At 60.7% G+C, this 21,448-nt stretch carries 16 protein-coding genes and 1 pseudogene; 2 read left to right on the forward strand and 15 right to left on the reverse strand.

The window, feature by feature from the left end:
- Positions 1–15: 15 nt before the first annotated feature.
- Genes H2170_11550 through H2170_11570 form a run of 5 tightly spaced genes read right to left on the reverse strand, consistent with a single transcriptional unit; the run spans position 16 to position 5,084 of the window.
- A complete protein-coding gene (locus tag H2170_11550; protein ID MCS6300713.1) occupies positions 16–1,407 on the reverse strand; it encodes an efflux transporter outer membrane subunit in 1,392 nt (463 codons plus the stop codon).
- Positions 1,404–2,315 (reverse strand): HlyD family efflux transporter periplasmic adaptor subunit, encoded by a 912-nt coding sequence (locus tag H2170_11555; GenBank protein ID MCS6300714.1) that lies wholly within the window; start codon positions 2,313–2,315, stop codon positions 1,404–1,406. The genes H2170_11550 and H2170_11555 overlap by 4 nt, the downstream gene beginning before the upstream one ends.
- On the reverse strand, positions 2,312–3,025 hold the full coding sequence (locus H2170_11560; GenBank protein MCS6300715.1) for an ABC transporter ATP-binding protein: 714 nt from the start codon (positions 3,023–3,025) through the stop codon (positions 2,312–2,314). The genes H2170_11555 and H2170_11560 overlap by 4 nt, the downstream gene beginning before the upstream one ends.
- Positions 3,026–3,033: 8 nt before the next feature.
- Positions 3,034–4,161: a hypothetical protein gene (locus tag H2170_11565; GenBank protein MCS6300716.1), complete on the reverse strand. Its 1,128-nt coding sequence runs from the start codon at positions 4,159–4,161 to the stop codon at positions 3,034–3,036.
- Between the two features lie 11 nt (positions 4,162–4,172).
- Entirely contained in the window at positions 4,173–5,084 is a 912-nt protein-coding gene (locus tag H2170_11570) for a hypothetical protein (GenBank protein ID MCS6300717.1), read from the reverse strand.
- A gap of 812 nt (positions 5,085–5,896) precedes the next feature.
- Between H2170_11570 and H2170_11575 the strand changes: the two genes are divergently transcribed.
- Positions 5,897–6,553: a hypothetical protein gene (locus tag H2170_11575; GenBank protein ID MCS6300718.1), complete on the forward strand. Its 657-nt coding sequence runs from the start codon at positions 5,897–5,899 to the stop codon at positions 6,551–6,553.
- 97 nt (positions 6,554–6,650) lie between these two features.
- On the opposite strand, the gene H2170_11580 is transcribed toward H2170_11575, so the two are convergent.
- From H2170_11580 to H2170_11590, 3 genes and pseudogenes are all read right to left on the reverse strand, one after another.
- Entirely contained in the window at positions 6,651–7,418 is a 768-nt protein-coding gene (locus H2170_11580; GenBank protein MCS6300719.1) for an ATP-binding protein, read from the reverse strand.
- A pseudogene (locus H2170_11585) lies at positions 7,415–8,880 on the reverse strand (IS21 family transposase). Before H2170_11585 ends, H2170_11580 begins: the two are co-directional and overlap by 4 nt.
- On the reverse strand, positions 8,877–9,236 hold the full coding sequence (locus H2170_11590) for a hypothetical protein (protein ID MCS6300720.1): 360 nt from the start codon (positions 9,234–9,236) through the stop codon (positions 8,877–8,879). Before H2170_11590 ends, H2170_11585 begins: the two are co-directional and overlap by 4 nt.
- Positions 9,237–10,144: 908 nt before the next feature.
- Between H2170_11590 and H2170_11595 the strand changes: the two genes are divergently transcribed.
- The gene (locus tag H2170_11595) at positions 10,145–11,638 is read left to right on the forward strand and encodes a hypothetical protein (protein ID MCS6300721.1); all 1,494 of its coding nucleotides are present in this window, start codon (positions 10,145–10,147) and stop codon (positions 11,636–11,638) included.
- Positions 11,639–12,345: 707 nt separating this feature from the next.
- Here H2170_11595 and ftsZ read toward each other — a convergent pair.
- Genes ftsZ through H2170_11630 form a run of 7 tightly spaced genes read right to left on the reverse strand, consistent with a single transcriptional unit; the run spans position 12,346 to position 21,422 of the window.
- Entirely contained in the window at positions 12,346–13,659 is a 1,314-nt protein-coding gene (ftsZ, locus tag H2170_11600; GenBank protein ID MCS6300722.1) for a cell division protein FtsZ, read from the reverse strand.
- A gap of 21 nt (positions 13,660–13,680) precedes the next feature.
- On the reverse strand, positions 13,681–14,991 hold the full coding sequence (ftsA, locus tag H2170_11605) for a cell division protein FtsA (protein ID MCS6300723.1): 1,311 nt from the start codon (positions 14,989–14,991) through the stop codon (positions 13,681–13,683).
- On the reverse strand, positions 14,879–15,904 hold the full coding sequence (locus H2170_11610; GenBank protein MCS6300724.1) for an FtsQ-type POTRA domain-containing protein: 1,026 nt from the start codon (positions 15,902–15,904) through the stop codon (positions 14,879–14,881). Before H2170_11610 ends, ftsA begins: the two co-directional genes overlap by 113 nt.
- A 1-nt stretch (position 15,905) precedes the next feature.
- Positions 15,906–16,856, reverse strand: coding sequence for a D-alanine--D-alanine ligase (locus tag H2170_11615; GenBank protein MCS6300725.1), 951 nt, complete (start codon positions 16,854–16,856; stop codon positions 15,906–15,908).
- Complete coding sequence (gene murB, locus H2170_11620) at positions 16,853–19,168, reverse strand: UDP-N-acetylmuramate dehydrogenase (GenBank protein ID MCS6300726.1); 2,316 nt, start codon at positions 19,166–19,168, stop codon at positions 16,853–16,855. The genes H2170_11615 and murB overlap by 4 nt, the downstream gene beginning before the upstream one ends.
- The gene (locus H2170_11625) at positions 19,165–20,262 is read right to left on the reverse strand and encodes a UDP-N-acetylglucosamine--N-acetylmuramyl-(pentapeptide) pyrophosphoryl-undecaprenol N-acetylglucosamine transferase (GenBank protein MCS6300727.1); all 1,098 of its coding nucleotides are present in this window, start codon (positions 20,260–20,262) and stop codon (positions 19,165–19,167) included. Before H2170_11625 ends, murB begins: the two co-directional genes overlap by 4 nt.
- Positions 20,259–21,422 (reverse strand): cell division protein FtsW, encoded by a 1,164-nt coding sequence (locus tag H2170_11630; GenBank protein ID MCS6300728.1) that lies wholly within the window; start codon positions 21,420–21,422, stop codon positions 20,259–20,261. The genes H2170_11625 and H2170_11630 overlap by 4 nt, the downstream gene beginning before the upstream one ends.
- Between the last annotated feature and the right edge of the window lie 26 nt (positions 21,423–21,448).

Consider the following 21,448-nt stretch of genomic DNA (forward strand, 5'->3'; position numbering starts at 1 on the left):
GTCCGCCAGCGCCATTTAGCGGGCGTCCACGGAGGGTCGGCCATGACCGATGGCGGCGATTTCATTTTGGGCGATTACGGGTGATGAGTTGTCTAGGCCGAAGCCGGTGGCGAGTGCTCGCCCGAGGCCGATGCCAGCGAGGGTCTGGTTGAGTCGGGCTCGCGCGACGTCGCGCTCGGCTTCGATCTGTGCGATCGCTGCATCGAGCAGCGCGATTCGGTCGGAAACGCCAGCATCGAGCCGTGCCTGGGCCAACGAGAGGCGCTGGCGGCGGGCGGCGACATCGGCCTGCGCGGCGATCAGCCGGTCGTGCGCGGTTTCCACTGAGGTCAATGCGTCGGCGGTTTCCTGAAACGCGCGCACGGTCGTCGCGGTGTAATCGGCCATGCCCACGGAGAGTTCGGCCTCGGCGGTGCGCACGCGGGCTTTGCGGCGACCGCCGTCGAACAGCGGCAGATTGATCTGGCCGGCAAGCCAGCCGGCGAGCGAGCCGCTGTTCAAGAGATCGCGCAACGAGTTGCTCGAAAAGAGCCCGTTGGCCGTGAGGTTCAGCGATGGCAGGCGGGCGGCCTTGGCCGAGCCGACGCGAGCTTGGTGGGCGGCGACCCGGGCGTAGGCCGCCCGCACATCGGGGCGTTGCCCGATCAGCTCGGTGGTGAGCGAGGCGGATGCGGACAATTCCGGCCAAGTGGTGGTTTCCACCTTTAGCGGTTCGGTGGCGGTTGATTGACCGAGCAAGGCGGCGAGGCGATGCCGCCAAGCAGCGATGAGGCGGGTGTGTTCGGCTTGCTCGGCGTCGAGCTGGGCGAGGGTGGAACGGTGTGCCGCGATTTCGTCGGCCCCGATCAGGCCGGCGATTTGGCGTTGTTGGAGCAAGGCGAGTTGCTGGCGTGCGGCGGCTTGGCGGCGAGCGAGCAGGTCGGTCTTGACGAGTTCACCCCGGAGCGAAAACCACGCGGTCGCCACCTCGGCGGCGATGCTTAGGCGGGCCGCGTCGAGGTCGGCGGCGGAGGCGAGTGTCTCGGCGCGACCTGCTTCGGCGGCCTTCGCGAGGCGGCCCCAGAGATCGACCTCGTAGCTCGCAGCCGCTCCCAGGGTGAGAGTGCTCGCCGGGCTTTTGAGTGAAGGATCATCGCGGCGCTCTTGGCGTGAGTAGGAGCGGCGTTCGCCGCCGGCGTTAAGGCTCAGTTCGGGGCGGCGAGCGGCGCGCGTGGAGTCGAACTCGGCTTCGGCGAGCGTGAGGCGCGCGGCGGCGGTGCGCACGTCGGGATTGGCGGCGAGGGCCTCGGCGATGAGCCCGTCGAGCTGCGGATCGTCCAGCAGGCGCCATTCAGCCGGCGCCGGTTCGGCGTGTGCAGCCAGCGGAAGGCAAAGCGCGAGGGTAAGGGTGAGGAGCAGGCGTTTCATGGGATGATTTTCACGAGCACACGTTGGCCGAGGCGCACGGTTTGGTCGTCGATGGACAAGACGCATTCGACGACACGCAGGTCCAGGCGTTCGCCGGGTTCGCCGGTCGGAGTCTTTACTCCGAAGACGTCGCCGACGCGGAGGATGCGTGCGGATAGGGTGCGTGTGCCGTCGTTGTCGATGACCACTTCGGCGGTCTGGCCGACCTTGACGCGATCGACGAAGCGTTCGTCGAGATCGGCGCGCACGATGCGCGACATGTCCGGGGCGAAGACGAATAGCGGGGTGACGTTGAGCGTGCTCACGCCGTCGCCGGGCCGGACGGTGCGCTTGACGATGCGACCGGCGAGCGGAGCGCGGATGGAGCGCTGATCGACTTGGTATTCATCGGCCTTCAAGCGAGCCTCGGCCGTGACGACGGCGGCTTGCGCGGAGGCGAGCTCGGCTTGCAACTGTTCGACGAGGTCGCGGGCTTGATCGGCTTCGCGGCGCGGAGTGGCTTGGGCGTCGGCGAGTGGTTGGATGCGCTCGGCTTCGCGAGTGGCGGCGGCGAGGCGCACGTGTAGGGTTTGCGCGGCGGCCTTGGCCTCGGCGAGAGAGGCGGCGCTGATGGCGAGCGCGAGGCGGGCCTGGCGATCATCGATCACGGCGAGAACCTGGCCGGCCTGCACGCGGTCGCCTTCCTCGACGTGGACCGACTGGATGAGCCCGTCGTTGCTGCTGGCTAGGCGGATCAAGCCGCCTTCGATGTCCACGCGGCCGCGTGCGTAGGCGGTCTGCGAGACGGGGGCGGCGGTTGCCTGCGCGTGGGCGTTGTCGGAGCAACCGGAGAGGAACGCGGTCGCGCCGATGAGCACGAGGCCGGAGATGAGAGCGGTGAGGAGGCGAGGGAAAGCGGAGTGTTTCATGAGTGAGCGAGAGAGGTTTGGGTGTTGCGCGTGTCGCGCAGGATCAGGCCGTCTTCAAGATGGATCACGCGGTCGGCGTGACTGAGCAGGCGCGGGTCGTGGGTGACGCCGAGGATCGTGGCGCCGTGGGTGCGGGCGAAGCGGTGCAGGATGTCCACGACGCGCTGGCCATTTTCTTTGTCGAGGGCGCTGGTCGGCTCGTCGGCGAAGATTAATCGCGGGTTTTTGGCGACGGCGCGGGCGATGGCGGTGCGTTGTTTTTCGCCACCGGAGAGCGCGGCCGGGAGCAGGTGCCCGCGAGCGGCAAGCCCGACTTCTTCGAGCGCGACGTGGGCCCGTTCGCGGGCTTCGGCGGCGGGGATGCCCATGAACGAGAGCGGCAGCAGCACGTTTTCCAGGGCGGTGAGGGCGGCGAAGAGATTGAAGCCTTGAAACACGAAGCCGCAGTTACGCAGGCGGAACTCGTCGCGCTCGTGGTCGTCCATGGCCCAGAGGTCTTCGCCGAGCAGCCGCACGCGGCCGGTGTCGGGGCTGAGGAGGCCGCTCAGAGCGGAGACGAGTGTGCTCTTGCCGGAGCCGGAGGGACCGACGCAGAGCGTGAGTTCTCCCGGGTGCACGGACAGCGAAAGGTCTTTGAGCACTTGGATGCGGTTGTTAGCCGGACCGTAACTCTTGGTGATACCCTCGGATTCGATGGTGATAGATGACATGGTGTAAATTAACGAAGGAGAGAGGCTGGCTCTGCGCGGGTGAGGGTGCCCAAGGCGAGGAGGCCGGAGACCAAGGCTATCACGATCACGAACACCAGGGTGCCGACATGGGCCCACCACGGTGCAACGATGAGAACATGGCCGGCGCGTCCTAGTTCGACGAGGGTTGCGCCCACCGCCAAGGTGGTGGCTGCGCCAGCCAGGCCGACCCAGCCGGCCTGTTCCACCACGACGAGCCGAAGCGAACGCAGTGATACGCCGAGCGCGCGCAGCGTGGCATATTCGCGCAGGGAGGAGTTGATCACGGCCTTGAGCGTCTGGCTGGTGATGACCACGCCGATGATCAGCCCGAGCATACCCGAAAAAATGAACCCGAGGCCCATGCCCGTCTCCAACAGCCAATACAGCTGCGAACGAACCGACAGCTCTTGGGCCGTCCAGACCTGGTAATGCCGCGTCGGGCCGGTGGGCGAGAGCTCGACTCGCACTTGATCGGACCGGGCGGGATCGCGGAGTCGCACGAGATAATAGGAGACCTCTTCGTCGCTGCCCGACGGATCGAGCACGCGTGCGGTGTCGAGCGAGCTCACGATGTTGGGTCCGCCGATGGCGCCGAGGCCCTGGGTGAGGCCGACGACCTTGGCGCGGCGACCGTTGATCTCCAACCAGCCGCCGAGGCGGGCGCCGAGGTTGTCGGCGTTGCTGGCGTCGATGAGCACGGTATCGGGTTCGTCGAGCAGGCGGCGCTGTTCGGTGGTGAGAACTCGCGCCAGCATCATGGCGTCTGCCCGCGTGCTCAGGCCGATGATCACGCCGTTGGCCGCCGAGCCGTCAGCCCGGCGCACTGAGCCCGCGCGCCACTGGAAGGATTCGACGGCGGTCACGTCCGCATGCCCGCGCAGGAATACCTCGTTCTTGGCCGTCATGGGTCGTGCCAGATCCACACTCGGTGTATCGGGATAGCCTACCCACAGGTCGGCGGTGGACTGGTCGATCGTCACCGATACCGTGCGGAAAATACCGAGCATCAGCGCCAGCTGCATGATGACCAGTAGGCCGGCGAAGCCCACGGCAAACACCGCCGGGACGAAGCGGCGCCAGTCGCGGCGTAGGGTGGTGCGAGCGAGCGAAATCATTGGCGAAAAGCTCAGAACGCGACGTTGACGGCAATCGAGGCGTAGCCGGCTCCGGCGTCGGACTTCACCTTGTAGTGAGGATCATGATATTCGAATTGCTGATCGACGACCACGCCGGAGGCGAGCGTCACGCCGACCGATGTCGAGACTTGATAGTTCACCGAGAGACCGAGGCGAAATTCGCTGTAATCGAGCGTGGAGCCCTTGAGCGAAGGCCGTCCGGCCGCACCCGGCAGAGGATCCCTTTCGACGTAGTAGCTGCCGCCCGTGCCATCGGCTAGCATGGAGAACTGCCAAGTTTTAGACAACGTGTAGGTGATTGCGGTCGTGGGGTAGCCGACGGAGGCGCTCCATTGGTCGTTGATCGTCCAGGTCACTCCGAAGGCCGGCCCGATCAGGTCCTTGCCGAGAGAGTTGACGCTCAGGCCGCCGGAAAACGAGAGATGCGGGGAGTAGTTATAGGTAGCGAGCGCGTAGCCATTCACGCCGAAGCCCTTGCTGGAAAAACCGCTACCCGCGGAGTGCACGCCGGGGCTGATGCCGGCGGCGAGCGACCAGGTGTCGTTGATCTCCTGCGAGTACCCCAAATCTAGGGAAACGCTGCGCAGCTCCTTAGGGAGTGGCGTGCGGGCGTTGGGCGTGGACTGATCGAGCGAAATTTCGCCGTAGCTCAAGCCGACATCGAACGAGACCTTTTCGCCGAACGGAATCGTCTGCGACACGCCCAAGTCGTAGGCGGTGGAGCTTACGCTACCGCCTGCCTTTAGGTCGGATTTGCCCGTGGTTGTGGCACCGGCGCGCGCGGAAAAGCCGGGCAGGTTGAGTTTAAACGGATCCGGCTGCGCGTCGGCGGCGCGGGAGGTCGTGAGCAGGCTGACGGTGAACAAGGGCGCCAGGGCGGCGGTGAGAACGGTTGTTTTCATGCGACGACACGTTGCCTGAATCCGGCGAAGCGCGCCCCCGGATCACAACGAGCGGTTGTATAACCGGACGAACGGCAATTGAACTTGGGATGTGCATGCACACGCCGCTTCAAACTGAATCTTAGACGCGGCCCGAATGCAGGCCGGCAGAGGTATCGAGCTGGTAGTTTACCTTTTAATCTAAGCGGGACCCTCAGGCCAGAGCGCGGCCTTTAGCCGGGACAAGACATGCAGGATAGTTTGTTGGTTCTCACTCGAAAAAGTGATCTTCCCGATGGCCCTGTCATCGGTCCAATAAGTGGCATCCAGCAATTCAAGGCGCATCACCTCACGCTGCCATGCGGTAATCCGGTTAACTTAAGGCCCCAAGCGAACGATCAAGCTATTGCCAGTTCTGTTAACCGTTTCGCCTCGCCAGAAAAATAGCCCGTAAATCCTTCGATTTACGGGCTTTAAAAAACTGGCGTCCCCACGGGGATTCGAACCACTCCCAAGTAAATAGCGAAAAGCCTTCGTTTAGTGTGCTTTATGTTGGTATTTAGTGTTTTGAGACAGGAAGGAAACTAATCCTAACTGCGCCTAAGTGAAGCCAGAAACACCCTTGCTGGCAAATCGCTGACAAATAATTTGGGCGGACGAAGTGTGGTACTTCTATTCTGGTCAGTAATCTGAGGGCCACCTTTGGGTTACCTCACTTCAACTTTCGAGTACTGAAGGCCCGCCCACTTGGCCCGTACTCTACGATGTGCGATGCCGCGACCTATCTTGTCGCAACTGTCGCTATCATGCGGCTCAATCCGCCCTCACCAACCATGCCTAAATCCTCAGATCGCCTAGCCCTCACCCGCCAGTGGCACCTGCTCAGAAAAATCCCCACGTACGGCGTTGGTCTCACCATAAATGAACTGAAGGATTTATTGAGCTCCCAGGGGATTGAGGTCACCAAACGCACCGTCGAGCGTGACTTGTGTTATCTTGCCAATCCTCGTGGGGGTGGTTGGCCGATACAAGTCGATGTGCAGTCGAAACCCTACCGGTGGAAATGGTTAAATTCTAAGGGGGTGGGTTTGCCCGGATTGGAAATTGCCGATGCGGTCGCCGCTACCTTGGCGAAGGATATTGTCCACCAGCTATTACCGGCCACACTCGCTGAGACATTAAAACCTAAGTTTGAGCAGGCGCAACGCGTGCTCGAAGCCAACCAGTCCAAAAACCGCTTCGCGCAGTGGGCTGACAACGTCCGTTACCTCCCGCCCTCGCTCCCGTTTTTGCCTCCTACGGTTTCAGAAGGTGTTCGCAAGGGCGTGCACGAAGGACTGCTCAAGGGGCTTCAACTTGCCGTACGCTACGACAGCCCAGATAGAACCGAGTACAATGACTCAATCCTGCATCCGCTCGGACTGATCCAAAAAGGACCCGTCGCCTACCTCGTTGCCACCACTTTAGATTATTATCCCGATGTGCTGTGAGCGGCGGCGCGAACACCGTCTATTTCTGGCGGTTACAAAATCACCTGTCGTAAAAGCCGATGACCGGCCCCGCCAGGGGCCGGCCTTCAGGGCCCGGTCAGCTTGCGGGTTCGTCGGTCAGGCGGTCTTTCATGCGGTAGGATTTGCCCTCGATGACGACGGTCTGAGCGCGGTGCAGCAGGCGGTCCAGGATCGCCGCAGTGATGCCAGCGTCGTTATTAAAAATCCCCGCCCAGTGCTTGTAGGCCTTGTTGGTGGTGACGATCAGCGAGCCGCGTTCGTAGCGTTGGCTGACGATCTGGAAGAGCAGGTCGGCCCCCGCCTTGTCGAGCGGCAGGTAGCCGACTTCATCGAGGACGAGCACCGCAGGGGTCATGTAACGCTTCAACTCGGCTTGCAACCGGTGCAGGGACTGGGCGGTGACCAGGGCGTTGATCGCGTCCACCGCCGTCGTAAACAGCACCGTGTAACCCGCCTGGCAGGCCGCGTAGCCCAACGCGCTCGCGAGGTGTGTTTTACCGAGCCCCACACCACCGCAAAACACCGCGTTGGTGCGCTCCTTGACAAAGCCCAGTTCGAAGAGGTGCCGCACCTGCGCTTCGTTCAACTCCTTGGGCCAGTCCCACTGGAACTGGTCGACGGTTTTCTTGACCGGGAAGCGCGCCGCCTGGATACGCCGCTCCAGCGCCCGGATCTGGCGGTCCTGGGTCTCGGCCTGCACCAGTCGGCGTAAAAATTCGGCGTGCGAACAGCGCGCCTTGGCCGCCTCGGCGGTCAGTTCGCCGTGGTGACGCAACAGGTAACCGAGTTTCAGATACTTGAGCTGGTCTTTTAATAAATCGGGTTTTTCGGGTTCTGTTTTCATTGGGTATAGGGGCTTAAATCCGGGGGACACAGTTCGAGTTCCAACGCGGCCAACGCGTCGGCGCGGGTGAGGTGGATCGGCCCGGCTTGCGGCAAGGCCCGCGCGCGTTGTTCGAGCAAGTTGAGGATGTAATCGCTGGAGTAGGCGCCGAGTTCATGGGCGCTTTCGATCGCCCGGCCGACTGCCTCCGTTCCATACAGGGCCACCAAACCCACGATAGTCGCCACGTGATGGCCCGCGTTGAGCCGGCGCTCCTCCAGCCCGCGTTGGTAGGCGGGCGCCGCCGGGCTCAGTTCCAAAAACCGTAGCCGCAGGCGCTGCCGCGCCCCCTGCCGTTTGCGCTCCTCGAGTTCGCGCACATGCTCGGGGTTTTCCACATCGGCGCGGCGGGCAAAACTGCGGGCGTGCTCGGCCACCAGGGTGCGTTCCGCAAAAAACCTCACCTGCGCCCCCTCGATCTGCGCGGTGAGTAGCGCCCCGGCAAACTTCGTGGGCACCGAGTAGCGGTTCGTTTCGATACTCACCCGGCACCGCCGCGACGCCCGCACGCTTAAGGTGCGCACCGCCGGACTGGCCACCGGGTTAAGCGGCAGGAGCGCAGCGCGCTCCTCGGGCAGCCGGTCCACCGGCCGGCCCTGGGTTTCAGCGTGCACGCGCACGTTGGCCACCGTTTCCAGCCACAAGCTGGCGGCCGGCCCCAGCTCGGTAAACCCGTTCATCTGCCGCCCGCCAAGGAAGCTTTTTTCACGTAACCCACCGCGTTTTCCACCATGCCCTTGGACTGCGGATGCCCCGGCCCGCACGCTTTTATCGTAAACCCGTAGTGCCGGGCAAAGTCCAGGTACTGGGCGTTGTACACCGGGTCGGTCCCGGGCACATGCGAGAGGACGGCCGTCTTGCAGTTGTCCACCATCACCTCGCGCGGCACCCCGCCGAGTTTTTCAAAGGCGCGCCGGTGACAGCCCAGCCACCACTCCTGGCCCTGCCCGAGGGTAAATTCCACATGCAGGAACCGGCTGTACCCCAAAACCATGACGAAAAAACTTAAAGCCCGCCGGGTGCCGTCCACCTCCACCGCGCCAAAACTGCCCCAGTCCACCTGCGCGGTCTGGCCGGGGGCAAACTTGAGGGTAAGAAACGCCTCCAGGTTCCTCGGCCGCACCCGCCGCACGTAGTCTTTCAAAATTGAATACCCGCCCGTGTACCCCCGCTCGCGCACCTTTTGCCAGAGCTGCATGGCGGTGAACGGATGGGCCTCCAGCCAGCGCGCGATCGCCGGCTTGTGCACGTCGAGCTTGCTTGGCCTAGGCACCTGCGCGGCCTGGCTGCGCACGTACTTTTCCTGCGCCTGCCAGCGCCTCACCGTCTGCACGTGCAACTGGAGCGAGCGGGCGATTTGCGGCGCACTGTGACCGGCCGCCTCCGCCTGTTTTATCCGGCAATACAGTTCGTAATCGATCACGCGCCCACCTCCCGGCTCGGCGGCGGCGTTGCCGCCAGCGTGTGCGTTGGCCTGCCCCGGTCCAAGGAGAGCACCTGGTAAAGTGGCGCGGCGTAGGCGATCACCCCGGCCTCGATTAACTGCCGACGCGCCTCGACCAGGCCGTCCTCGCTGAGCGTGAGCAGCCGGGCCAGGGTGCGCGTGGCGTAGTAACTCAGCCCGTCGGCGTCACCCACGGTTACCAGGACCAGATAAAGTCCCCAGGCGGGGGCACTGGCCCGCCCCAGGTAATTGCCCCGCACCAGCCGGTGGTCCAGCCAGCTAAACTGGGCCGGCGTGCGCCGGAGTTGTTCGCGATCGATCGGTTGTTTTTGCATAATCGGGCGGCTGGACGTCGATGCCCAGGATCACCCGCCCCCGGGATTGCAGGTGTCGCAGCATGGGTTCGAGGTCCTCTTGTAACGTCACTCCGGCGAACTGCGCGATAAGCCCCACGAGCACAGGGTTTTGCGACTCCCATCTGTCTTGTAACGCCGCGCAGGGATTCGGTAACGCCACCTCGGCGACCGGCTCGGCTTTAGGCTGGTGCACAACGGATTGCGTAGTTGGGATGTCTTGTAACGCCACCCGCCGTCGCGGCCCCCTCCGCCGTGAGTACCCCGGATTGGCCTTCCGCCACTCCTGCACCCGTTGGACATTTTCTGGGCCTTTCCAGTGGTCGAGGTTCTCCGGCTTCGCCAACCATTTGGCCTGACTGGCCGCCCGGCTCGCCCGTCGGCATCCCGGCTTCCCGCAGTAGCGCTGACGCTCGCGGTTATGCGCGTCGGGCAGAAAGAAATCGGCACAGTGCAAACACTTGCGTGAACCGGTTGGATGCATCGCTGTGCATCCGCCAAGCGTCCCGCCGGTTCAATCTCCACCCATTCGCACCCCTCATATCCCCAGCCGGACAGGGAAGAAAACCCACCCACGGAAGAAGAGTATTACTCTTTTTAAGGGGAAGAAGATCCACCGAAGAAGAAGTGCATTCCTAACCGCCAGAAATAGACGCTTTCCCGCTCGCCGCTCACACTCAATCTCGATTGCCATATCAAATGCCTCTGAATCAAACAGTTGTGGGGCAATGTCACCCCTTGTGCGGAGTATGTAGCCGTCAATTTTTATGTAGCTAGAGCCTGTCCCGAAAGCATAAAAACCTAGCAGTGAACTATTAGCATAAGTTTAATGATGCCTAAAGAGGGGTAATTCCCTGGTTTTGGTCAAAAAAAAGCCGCTATAATCGGCCATGAAGTCAAAACCCGTATCCGCCACCTCGGCCATTGCCCTGCAACGCTGGTTGCGTCCGGCGCTAACGCCAGTCGGTGCCAATAAAGATTACGCCGAGTTTCGCCAGCAATTGGAAGGACTCGACGCGTTGTTGCGTGGCAGCCACTTGGAGACGATGGCGATGGACTTTGCCAAGGCGGGGGCAGGCCAAGCCAGTGTCGCACAACTACGCCAGCGTATGGAGTTTGCGCTCAAAGCGTTACGCTTTGAAGTGTTGCGGGTGCATTTGGGCAACATATCCTTTCGCGAGCTTTCCCGTAGCATTGCCTCAAGTGATTTACTGGCGGATTTTTGCGGTGTTCGCACGCTTGAGGGAATCAAGGGGGCGTCCAAAAGTGTGCTGGAGCGGGCCTCGAAGTTTTTCACCGCCGAACAGGTGCGCTGGATGGGGCAAGTGTTGGTGGAGATGTGCGGCGAGAAGGATCGCGCCACTGAACTCGGGTTGAGCGCGCCGCTGGACATGGATGTTTGCCTCATCGACGGCACGTGCTTGGAGACCAACATCCACTTCCCGGTGGACTGGGTGCTGTTGCGTGATGTGTCCAAGACTTTGCTCAAGGCCATGATTTTAATCCGCCGCGCTGGACTGCTCCACCGTATGCCTGAAGAGCCGGAGTGCTTTGCCAAGCAGATGAACAAGTTGTGCATGTCAATGACCCACGCAGGCCGCCGCAACGACGCCAAGCGCGCGCGTAAACAGATCCTGCGCAAGATGAAGACGCTGTTACGCACGATCGGAGAACATGCCCGCCGCCACCGCGACCTGTTGGCGCAGAAGTATAGCCAAACCCATTACAGCCAACGCCAAACCAAGCGGATAACCACCCGCATCGACGCTATGCTCGGCCAACTGCCCGCCGTCATCAAGCAGGCCCACGAGCGCATCATCGGCGGACGCCCGGTGCCCAACGACCAAAAGATCCTCAGCGTGCATGAACTTGATGTGAACGTACTGGTTCGCGGCAAAGCAGGGAGCCAAGTCGAGTTTGGCAACTCGTTGCTGTTGAGCGAGGCGCTCTCCGGTTTAATCACCGACTGGCAACTCTACCAGGGCGCGGCTCCGGCAGAATGGTGCCAACTCGAGGAAAGCCTGGCGCGGCAGAACCGCTTTGACCTGAGTGCGCCGATTAGCGCGGTCGGCACCGACCGCGGCTTCGCCACCAAAAAAACTTCCGCAATGCTCAAGCAACAAGACGTTTACGATGCGGTATGCCCGCGTGATCCGCACGCGCTCAAGGAGCGTTTGAGCGAAAAACGCTTCGCCCAATTGCAGCGGCGCCGTTCGGCGACCGAAGCGCGCATTGCGATCCTCAAACAACGCCTCGGCGGACGCTTGCGCTGTAAAGGGTTTGCCAACCGCTACCGTTCGGTGGGTTGGAGTGTACTCGGTCACAACCTCTGGCTGGTGTCACGAATCCTTGCCGAGGAAATAACACTTCCGCTGGCCGCTTAATTCAATTTTCCGGCAAAAATGTGAATAACCCTGGGGCTCGCCCCGGCTTTGCCGTACCTTACTACCGCGCTTGGGGGCGGGAAAAATCGATTCGGGCCGCCGTTTAACGTCGCTGGGGTGATTCGTGCCACCTCGTTCGCCCGCAATCCCAATGGACCTCTGCGCACTTTTTAAAAATCCGGAAATTTGGGACAGGCTCTACATAAGTAGTTCAATACGAGTAATCCAGGCACCCAGCTAGGGCAGCAGATTAGGGATCAGCGAAAACGGTGTCCTGCCATCCTTTCCCTCCATCAAACCGTTCGAGTGTTATTCTCGCACACGGCTGCTCCTTTTTTTGGATTGGTTTCAGTGCAGTTCATGACGTCCAAGCCCTCCCCGTAAGCGGTCCGTGCCATAGCGTGTATTGTCCATGCAGGGGCTCATCGGCGAAGAACTCAACAACCTGTGAGTGCGACACGCTACTTTGCCAAAGCAAGCTCGTCAGACCGAAGCGGCTTACCGCACTGCGAAAAGCGATCTTGGGCTGCCGCCCGATTCATCACGACATAGAAGACCGAGGGCAGGCTGAATAACCTGATGCGTTACCTCGCCCTGACTGATACGCGTGCCAAAAAACTGAGCCATCGTAACACGCACCATTGATAATCAATGACGTTAGTGGGACGGAATTGTGGCTCGGCCCTGCCCCGGCGCGCGTCGCCGTCTCACGATCCTAGGCGGATGCCCTTGCGTAAATACGTCGGTACATCGAGGTCCTGGCCCTCGAAGAGATTACGATCCGTTTTGTCAAAGTGCCCACGGCTTTCGACCTCGCTAAACGTGAAAACCGATTGAGCGACCGACGCCGGTGGAACTGCCGCCGGACCTTTGACAACTTCGCCAACAGGAACGGGCGCGACTGTCGTTGGCGACGGGGCAGCCGTATCGACCGTGGGATCCGTTTCCAGCGCGAGCTCATTGGTCGGCCGGGGCGCAGCAGGACTGCTGACACGCGGGGCACGGGCCACGGAAGTGGTGCGGCGCACCCCGCCAGAACGGCCACCGATATCACTCGTTCCCAACACAACAATCTCAAGCTTCCCCTGCATGTCTTCATCGATAACGGCGCCCATGATGACATGGGCGTCACGACCGAACTCCTCGGTCACCGCAGTCATAATCTCGTTCACCTTGGGCAATGTGAGATCGGTTCCACCCACGATGTTAACGAGAAGCCGGTCTGCCTTGCGGGCAAACTCAGGGGTGGCGCGCAAGGGACACGACTTCACGGCCTCAATTGCTTGGGAAACCGCGTTCTCGCCTGTGCCGGCACCGAGGCCAAAAAGAGTTTTCCCGCCCCGTGTGTGGAAGGCCTGGCGGAGGGTGGCAAAATCCAGGTTGATCAGCCCGGTGAGGAAGAGCATCGACCAAATCGATTTAACGCCGCGCCCGATCCACTCATCGGCGCGCGCAAAGGAGTCCAGTGCGGTTTCACCATCCACAGCCTGCTGAAGAAGGATGTCATTGGGCAGCGGGATAACGGCATCACACACCTTGCGAAGAGCGGCTAAACCTTCTTCGGCCTGCTTGGCGCGACGGCCGCCCTCGAAAGTGAAGGGCAAGGTCACAAAGGCGATGACCAGCGCACCGGACTCGGCGGCAATTTCGGCAACCGTTGGAGCCGCACCGCTCCCCGTGCCACCGCCCATTCCAGCGACCAGAAAAACCACGTCACAACCCTTAACGACCGCCGTGATCTTTTCGCGGTCTGCCTCTGCCGCATCATGGCCAAGATCAGGGTCGCCACCGGCCCCCAAACCGCGGGTCACCGTCGAACCGATAAAAATCTTATCCTGCACCGGGGAGTTGGATAACGCCTGATGGTCGGTGTTGATCACCGCCATCTGGAGCCGGTCGAGATTCTCCATCTTGAGGCGGTCCACGGCATTGGATCCAGCACCACCAACACCAATCACTTTAATCGCAATCGTACGATCGGTGAGGATACCGTGAGCAAGGGGAAGTTCGGAAGGAGTCATGGCTTGGTCCACAGCGAAGGTTTAAGCGGAAGCGAACAGTTTTTGCACCCAACCCGGAGTCCGGGAACGACGGCGAGGAGCGGACAATTCGGTGCGAGAACCGATTCCGTAGTGCAAAAGTCCCAACACGCTGGTGAAGGATGGATCGCGAAGATTTTCGGTCACCCAACTCGGCGCCTCGCCCAACCGGACTTGAACACCAAAGACGCGCGCCGCCGCCTCATCCAGCCCGGGTAAGTTGGCCGTACCACCGGTGAGGATGATCCCTGCGGCAGTCTTCTCTGGGGAAAAGGCCGGCCCGAGTTTCTTGCGCACCACCTCAAAAAGTTCGGTCGTGCGAGCCGCCGTGATCTGCTCGATTGAGTGCCGAGAAAACTGGCGATCGCCGATGGCGAAATCGCCATTGAGCCAGACCTTCTCGGTGCGATCCTTGTTGGTCACCGTGCCCCGGCCAAAACGCAGTTTAAGCTTTTCGGCTTGGCCATCGGTGACACGCAGCCCGAGGCTCAGATCGTTGGTCAAATGACTGCCGGCAACCGGAACCACACCGGTGATCTGGGCGCAGCCGTCGCGGTAGAGCACAAAATCCGTGGTGCCTGCACCGACATCGATCACCAATACGCCGTTCTGCTTTTCCTCGGCCGTTGCGAGCATGGCCCCCGATGCCAAGCTGGAGAGAATCAACTCGGCGACGCGGACGTTGAAGCCGCGAATGACATGGAGCTGGGCGGCGATCATGCTCTCAACGCCGTGCACGGTCCAATAACCCGCCTCAAGACGCTGGCCAACCAAGTGCTCGGGGTCGGGGACATTGCGACCATCCAAGCGGAACGGACGGCGCAGGTGGTGAACAACCAAACGGCCATCGGGTAGTTTTTTCGCCTTCGCCAGACGGCAAACCGTATCGATGTCGGGGGCGCTTACGAGATTGTCCGCGGAGGAGACGTTCACCGAGGCTTCGTTGTAAAAGCCCTCGAGGTGGCCGCCGGTCTGAGCGAGATATACCTCGTCGATGCGCGTGCCGGCCTTTTGCTCAGCAGCCATCAGTGCAGTGTGGGTGGCCTCGCTGGCCGCGCGGAAATCCACCACCGCGCCCTTGATCACCCCACGCGACTGACATTCACCGACACCAATGATGTGCAGGGAGCCTTGGGTAAGCTCACCGATAAGAACGCTGACTTTGGATGTGCCGATTTCCACGGCACCGATGAATTTGGTTCTAGAACTCACGTTTCGAAGGAGAAGAATTACGGGAAGGAGCGAAAAAAGAGGGAGTGCTGGTGGGCGCAGCGTTTCTAAAAAAGTTAAGACCCGAGCCCCGCTTCGGTTCATTCACGGGCGTGGGGGGTTCAAAGGAAATCGGCACCTGCTTGTCGCCGATGGAAAGGTTAACTGATTTGAGCTGCCCCGGTGCGTTCTGCCGGCGCGTCTCTGCGATGATATAATCAAGGCGAGCCAACTGCTTGTAAAAGCTGTCCTGCGATGAGCCAAACGTAATGGCCTCGACCTCGGCCGACTTGATCATGAGCGTGCGATCGAGCCCGAACCGCGCCAGTGAAACGACCTTGAATGAACGGTACAACACGGGGGCCGAAACCTGCGCGGTGCCAAGCAAGTCGGCCACCACATCCATTCCCTCAATACGCGTAAAGCCCGCACCCTCGCGAACCAGCTTCACCCCGTCGATGAAGGGTAACGCATCAGTCATTTCCACATTATAACCGAAACCTGAATACACCGCTCCGTCTCGTGAGACGACAAAAACCACGGGGCTGGCGTCGCCAATCCGCGCCATGATACGCGCCACCGGGGTGCGCTCCTGCAGGGTCACCACTAGGATGTCGGGGAAGCGGCGCTCGATGACGGCTTTACTCACCTGTCCACTCTCCTCCAGCCGCCCCTTGAGCTTGATCAAATCGAGCTCCATCAGGCTGGCCGACTTGGACAAATCCAACGTCCGCTGAACCCAGGTTTTATCCAGCACACCGTCGGTGCGCACTGTGAAATCACGTACCGGAACGCCCTTGGTGGGCGAGGTGATACGCGCAGGATTGGTGTCCCACAAGTGAACGAGCTCGTAAACACCCCAAGCCGATGCGGCGACCAGCAGCAAGATACCCACGATGTTGCCGACACCCAGAACCAAACGCTTCTTGCCCTCCCTCCCCATCGTGCGCGGTTTCACCTGCTGGGGAATATCTCTCCAGCTGCGCGTGCTCACGTTGTGTGGATTGGACTCGCTCATCTCAAATAGGGTCGGCTGCTGCCCTTAAACGAAAACGCTGCACCGCCGGATTCACCAACTCGCGGACCAACTCGGTAAAATCCAGCCCGACACAGCGTGCGCTCATGGGCAAAAGACTGGTTTCTTTCATGCCCGGGAGCGTGTTGATTTCCAGTAAATAAAGGGGGTTATTCACATTTTGCTCACACAGGATGAAATCGACCCGGGCGTAATCCCGGCAACCGCAGGCGGCATAGGCGATTTCGGCGGCTTTTTGAGCGGCCAACGCGAGCTCTTCGCTGAGCGGTGCAGGCGCAAAGTACTGGGTCGCCCCTTTCGTGTATTTACTCGCGAAATCATAAACTCCGGATTTCGGCTTAATTTCCACCACGCCCATAGCCTTTCCCTGCACCACGCCGACGGACAGCTCACGCCCCACAAGACGTTGTTCAATCAGCCAGTTACCATCAGTTATTGCAGCGAGCGCCTGCGCCAAAATCGCCCGATCGGTGGCAATGGTTAACCCCACGCTGCTGCCCTGGTCATTGGGCTTAACAACCACTTGAACGCCAAGGGCGGCGATCACCTCGTCCGCCGTGGGCTTTTGCGCGGCGGCGAAGCTCAGCCCGGCCGCCACCGTGATACCGCACGCGGCGGATGCGGCTTTAGTCGCAGCCTTATCCATGGCGAGCGCACTGCCGGCCGCATCACAGCCCGCATAGGTCACTCCAGCGGCATCGAGCAAACGCTGCATGCCACCGTCCTCACCAAACGTTCCATGTAACGTCGAAAAAATCACATGCCGACTGGGGTCGAGGCCAGCCGGGATTTCATCGGCATCCACCGTGAACAGGCGCGTGGGAAACACGCGGGCAAGCGCCAATGCGGAGGCTGCGCCCGAGCCGATTGAAACTTCACGCTCCGACGAAGTACCGCCACAAAGAACGGCGATGATTGGGTCACAATTTTTCATAAAACGTCCTTCCACAGTTTTCCATATAGCAGCACCTCGGGCTCCAGTTTCACTCCCTGGCTTTGTTCAACTCGGGCGCGAACACGACGGACCAGAGCAATCACATCCGCAGACGTGGCGTTGCCGCGATTAACAATAAAATTGGCATGCACCGTCGACACTTCTGCGTCCCCCACCCGCTCACCCTTGAGTCCGCTCACATCGATCAAACGCCCCGCAGAGTCGTTGGGCGGATTTTTGAAAATACAACCCGCGCTCGGCTCACGCGGCTGCGACTTCTGGCGCTTTTCCTTATAAGCATCGATCTGCTGGGCGATCGAGGCGGCCTCGGACTGCGAAGCCGGTTTGAGTAACGCGCCAAGGGCAACCGCTTCGTGCAACTCCGCGCAATGCCGGTAGTCCACGTGCATCTCGCTTTTTTTCAACGTGCGGAGCTCGCCGTCCAACGTCATGAGTTTCACTTCCTCGACCACGTCGAACATCCAACCACCCATCGCCCCGGCGTTCATGCGCAGCGCCCCACCGAGATTACCGGGAATTCCCTCCAAAAACTCGAAGCCGACCAAACCGGCCTTGGCGGCGAGACCGCACAGGTTTTTCAACCTCAACCCTGCCCCCGCCCAGACTCGGCCATCGGCCTGCGGCGCAAAATTCTCCCACGCTGGCTGGCGCAAACTGATGACAAGACCGTCCACGCCTTCGTCGGGCACGATCAGATTCGAACCGCGCCCCAAAACGATCACCGGAAGCTTGGCGGTTTTCGCCGCACGAACGAGCGCCTGTAAATCTTCGATGGATGACGGCTCAGCATAGAGACGCGCGGCCCCGCCCAAACGCATGGTGGTTTTGGCCGCCAGCGACTCTTCCCGCTTAACCGCAGTCGCAGCCGAAACCACACCACGCAACAACGCGGCCGCCGTATCCCATTTCTGGATGGTTAACGCGGTGATCCATTCGCGCGCCAGCGCATCGATATCACCGGCACCCACAAAAACGACCAAGTCATCGGAGCGTAAATCACGCGTTAACTCGGCCAGTGAAGCAGCGGCCAAATCCGCATGATAAACCACGGGGAGCGTCGCAGCCTGTCGGCATAACTCGGCCTGCACATCCGCAGTTGTTCCACCGGCAATGGACGCTTCGCCAGCGCCATAAACATCGATCAGATAAACAGCATCGGCCTGCGCCAAGGACGCGGCGAACTCGACTTTGAACTGGGCGGTACGGCTGTAGCGGTGCGGCTGGAACACGGCAATCAACCGGCCACGCGCGCGAACTCGAAGGCTACCGAGCAACTCACGAATCTCCGCGGGGTGATGCGCGTAATCTTCGATCACGGTTAAATCCCCCGCAGTATATAACACCGCCTGGCGGCGCCGAACCCCGGGATATCCGGCGAGCGAATGGCTGGCCAGTTGCCCCACGCCCATCAACTGAGCCGCAGCGAGCGCGGCCATGGCGTTGATGGCGTTAAAGCCACCCACCGCGCGCACTTCGGCCGTGGAAAAACCAAACAAACCCCCGAGGGCGAGATGCGTAGTTGCGCCGAGCTCGGTGGTGATTGAACCGCGATAATCCCCAGCCGAACCAAAGGTCAGCGCCGGACGGGAAAGCGCGGCAGCGATGCGCGTTGAAACCTCGCAACCACTGTTAACCAATACCGCCTGCTGCGTGCGCCCAAACAATGCGCGGAACGTCGCCTCCAATTCCTCCGCTGTGCGGTAATGGTCAGGGTGATCCCAATCGAGATTCACCGCTAAGGTAATCGTCGGCGAAAACTGGCCTATCGTACCGTCGCTTTCATCGATTTCGGCGACCACCCATTCATTTCCACCTGCGGAAGCTGGCGGCAGCGCCTCTGAATTAAAAAGTCCGCCCAACACGTAACCGGCAGGGAAACCCGCCGAAAGCAGGGCTGAAACCAGCATCGCAGTAGTCGTGGTTTTTCCATGCGAACCGCACACGGCAACCAACTTGCGGTCGCGGGTAGCCTCGGCGAGTAATTCGCCACGTCGCACCATCGGTAAACCACGCGCCAGAGCCGTCACGCGCGCAGGATGCTGCGGCGAAATAGCAGAGGAAAAGGCGACCAATTGGCATCCCGCTGGAATTACCCCCGGCGCAGTGATGACGACGCCGACACGCACCAACTGGCTGCGCATGGCATCGCTCATCGAATCATCTTCACCACTTACGCTAAAGCCGCGTTGAACCAGATAAATGGCAAGCGGGCCCACGCCCATGCCACCCACTCCGGCGCAATGCACCGCAGTGACCTCGCGTCCAAATAGTTTGGGAAGGACATTACTCATGCGCTGCGCGGAGAAGTCAGAGACTGCAAATCGTCGAGTATGCATTTAAGCGTAGCCGAGTGATCCAAGCGGTGCAGATGCGCCCGAATGCTTTGGCGCCTGGCATCATCCCCAAGCAACTCAAAGACCTCGCGGCTCAACTCGACGGTTTTATTTTGGTCGATAACCAGGCCGGCGCCCTGCTGCTCAAACCAAGCGGCATTGGCCCGCTGGTGATCGTCCGCAGCATGTGGATACGGAAGCAGGATCGCCGCGGTTTCACAGCGAATGAGCTCGGCAATCGAACCGGCACCGGCACGCCCTATCACCAGATCGGCTGCGGAGAGCAACACCGCCACCTGATCACAAAAAGGGATAAAAACAGCGGCGACAGGCGAGCGGTCGGCCGCTGTTAAATTCATAACTTCCGCCACGCCTTTGCCTAGGCCAGTCACGCAATAAAGTTGTATGCCCGCATTGGCCAATTGGGGGAGTTCACGACGGGCCCAATCGTTGAGCACGGTTGCACCCTGGCTGCCGCCAAAAATCGCCAAAACTTTACGAGCGGGATCGAGTCCCAGTTTCCGGCAAGCCTCGTCACGCGGCATACGAGCGATCTCGCGGCGCACAGGCAGACCCGCATGCCGAATCACCTCTTTGGCTATTCCGGGCAAATCGATGCCGGGAGGCAGATAAACCCGATTGGCGAAGCGACTGAGTGTGCGGATTGCCCGACCGGGCACGCGATTGGCCTCGTGCAACGCCACCGGTACGCCGCGTAATTTACCCGCCAGAATGATCGCGGCGGTGGTAAACCCTCCAAAGCCAAAAATGCAGGCGGGCCGCAGGGTTTTCACGAGCCTCATGCTCACAAAAAAGCCCTTGGTCTGCGAGACGAGGAAACGCACCAAACCCACCGGGGCGCAGGTGAACGGCGTCCCGGGAATCGGTACAAAGCGCAGGTGCGGATATTTTTCGATCAGGCGGGCGTCCACCCGCTTCTGACTAATCAGAAGCGTGGCGCTATGCCCGCGTTCAGCGAGGCCCTCAGCCAATGCGATACCTGGGGAGAGATGTCCGCCAGTGCCACCACAAGAAATAATGTAGTTACTCATGCGATTTCCTGAAGCGAGCGGCCTTCACGTTGTAACCCGGTACGCGACCAGGTGCGCTGGGTATTAATAATAATGCCGATCAGCCCACCCATGAGCAGAAGATTGGATAAGCCCGCGCTGATAAACGGAAGCGACATGCCCTTGGTCGGTAAGCGACCAGTCACGACGCCGAGATTGATAATCGCCTGCAGGCAAATCATCAAAATCGTGCCCGCCACCAGCAGGTATTGAAAGAGATTGGGCGCACGCCGCAGATGCAAAAATCCGGCGATAAACATGATGGTGAACACGCTCACCACTCCGAGAGTGAAGCCCAAACCCAGCTCTTCACCGATCACCGCAAAAATGAAATCCGTGTGCGCTTCAGGTAGGAAGTTGAGCTGCTGACGCCCCTGCCCCAACCCCACGCCATCGGTGCCACCGACGGCAAAGGCCAGCAGCGACTGCCAAAGTTGATAAGTGCCGGCCTGCTTGTTGCCCTCCACATCCAGGAAGGCGAGAAACCTACGAAGTCGGTTTTCGTTATGCAGCACCAGCACAGTGAAACCAGCCACCGCCAGTCCCAGCGAAGGCAAAATGTAGCGCCAGCGTGCACCCGCGAGAAACAGCAGGATTAATCCCACCACCAAAACCAGTGCAGAAGTACCAAAATCAGGTTCAAGAAGGATAAGTCCGACGAAGGCCATGATGAGGGCCAAGGGCATAATAAAACCCCGTTTAAACTCCGCGATACGCATCTGGTTAATAGCCAGATAATGCGCGAGGCAGAACATCATCGCGACTTTACCCAGCTCGGAGACCTGAAAGCGAATAGGCCCAAACCCGAGCCAGCGACGGCTGCCTTTTACCGAAATCCCGATCCCTGGAATGGCCACCAGGAGGAGCAAGAAAGCGGCTACACCGCCCACAATCCACACGTGCCGGCGTGCGTATTCCAAGTCGACGCGACTGACCACGAAAGCGACAAACGCCGCGAGTCCAACACCGACAATCTGCTTATTAAGATATGAATACGGACCGCCCTTGAAGGAGACCGTCGCGCTGAACAGAATCGACAATCCGAGCATGGCCAACCCGATGGCGCACACGACGATGATCGACGCTGCGTTTAACGTGAAGCGCCCTCGATGGAGATCTGGGGCAGGGACATCATTAACCATCGAGGTGGCTTCCAGGAATTCGTGGA

It is taken from the genome of Opitutus sp., assembly GCA_024998815.1.
Classification (GTDB): Bacteria; Verrucomicrobiota; Verrucomicrobiia; order Opitutales; family Opitutaceae; genus Rariglobus.

Excerpts from the sequence above, each read along its gene's own strand:
- H2170_11555 (MCS6300714.1), bottom strand. The coding sequence starts at position 2,315 with ATGAAACACTCCGCTTTCCCTCGCCTCCTCACCGCTCTCATCTCCGGC.
- H2170_11570 (MCS6300717.1), bottom strand. The coding sequence starts at position 5,084 with ATGAAAACAACCGTTCTCACCGCCGCCCTGGCGCCCTTGTTCACCGTC.
- H2170_11565 (MCS6300716.1), bottom strand. The coding sequence starts at position 4,161 with ATGATTTCGCTCGCTCGCACCACCCTACGCCGCGACTGGCGCCGCTTC.
- H2170_11560 (MCS6300715.1), bottom strand. The coding sequence starts at position 3,025 with ATGTCATCTATCACCATCGAATCCGAGGGTATCACCAAGAGTTACGGT.
- H2170_11590 (MCS6300720.1), bottom strand. The coding sequence starts at position 9,236 with ATGCAAAAACAACCGATCGATCGCGAACAACTCCGGCGCACGCCGGCC.
- H2170_11580 (MCS6300719.1), bottom strand. The coding sequence starts at position 7,418 with ATGAAAACAGAACCCGAAAAACCCGATTTATTAAAAGACCAGCTCAAG.
- ftsZ (MCS6300722.1), bottom strand. The coding sequence starts at position 13,659 with ATGACTCCTTCCGAACTTCCCCTTGCTCACGGTATCCTCACCGATCGT.
- ftsA (MCS6300723.1), bottom strand. The coding sequence starts at position 14,991 with ATGAACCGAAGCGGGGCTCGGGTCTTAACTTTTTTAGAAACGCTGCGC.
- H2170_11550 (MCS6300713.1), bottom strand. The coding sequence starts at position 1,407 with ATGAAACGCCTGCTCCTCACCCTTACCCTCGCGCTTTGCCTTCCGCTG.
- H2170_11630 (MCS6300728.1), bottom strand. The coding sequence starts at position 21,422 with ATGGTTAATGATGTCCCTGCCCCAGATCTCCATCGAGGGCGCTTCACG.
- H2170_11615 (MCS6300725.1), bottom strand. The coding sequence starts at position 16,856 with ATGAAAAATTGTGACCCAATCATCGCCGTTCTTTGTGGCGGTACTTCG.
- H2170_11610 (MCS6300724.1), bottom strand. The coding sequence starts at position 15,904 with ATGAGCGAGTCCAATCCACACAACGTGAGCACGCGCAGCTGGAGAGAT.
- H2170_11575 (MCS6300718.1), top strand. The coding sequence starts at position 5,897 with ATGCCTAAATCCTCAGATCGCCTAGCCCTCACCCGCCAGTGGCACCTG.
- H2170_11625 (MCS6300727.1), bottom strand. The coding sequence starts at position 20,262 with ATGAGTAACTACATTATTTCTTGTGGTGGCACTGGCGGACATCTCTCC.
- H2170_11595 (MCS6300721.1), top strand. The coding sequence starts at position 10,145 with ATGAAGTCAAAACCCGTATCCGCCACCTCGGCCATTGCCCTGCAACGC.
- murB (MCS6300726.1), bottom strand. The coding sequence starts at position 19,168 with ATGAGTAATGTCCTTCCCAAACTATTTGGACGCGAGGTCACTGCGGTG.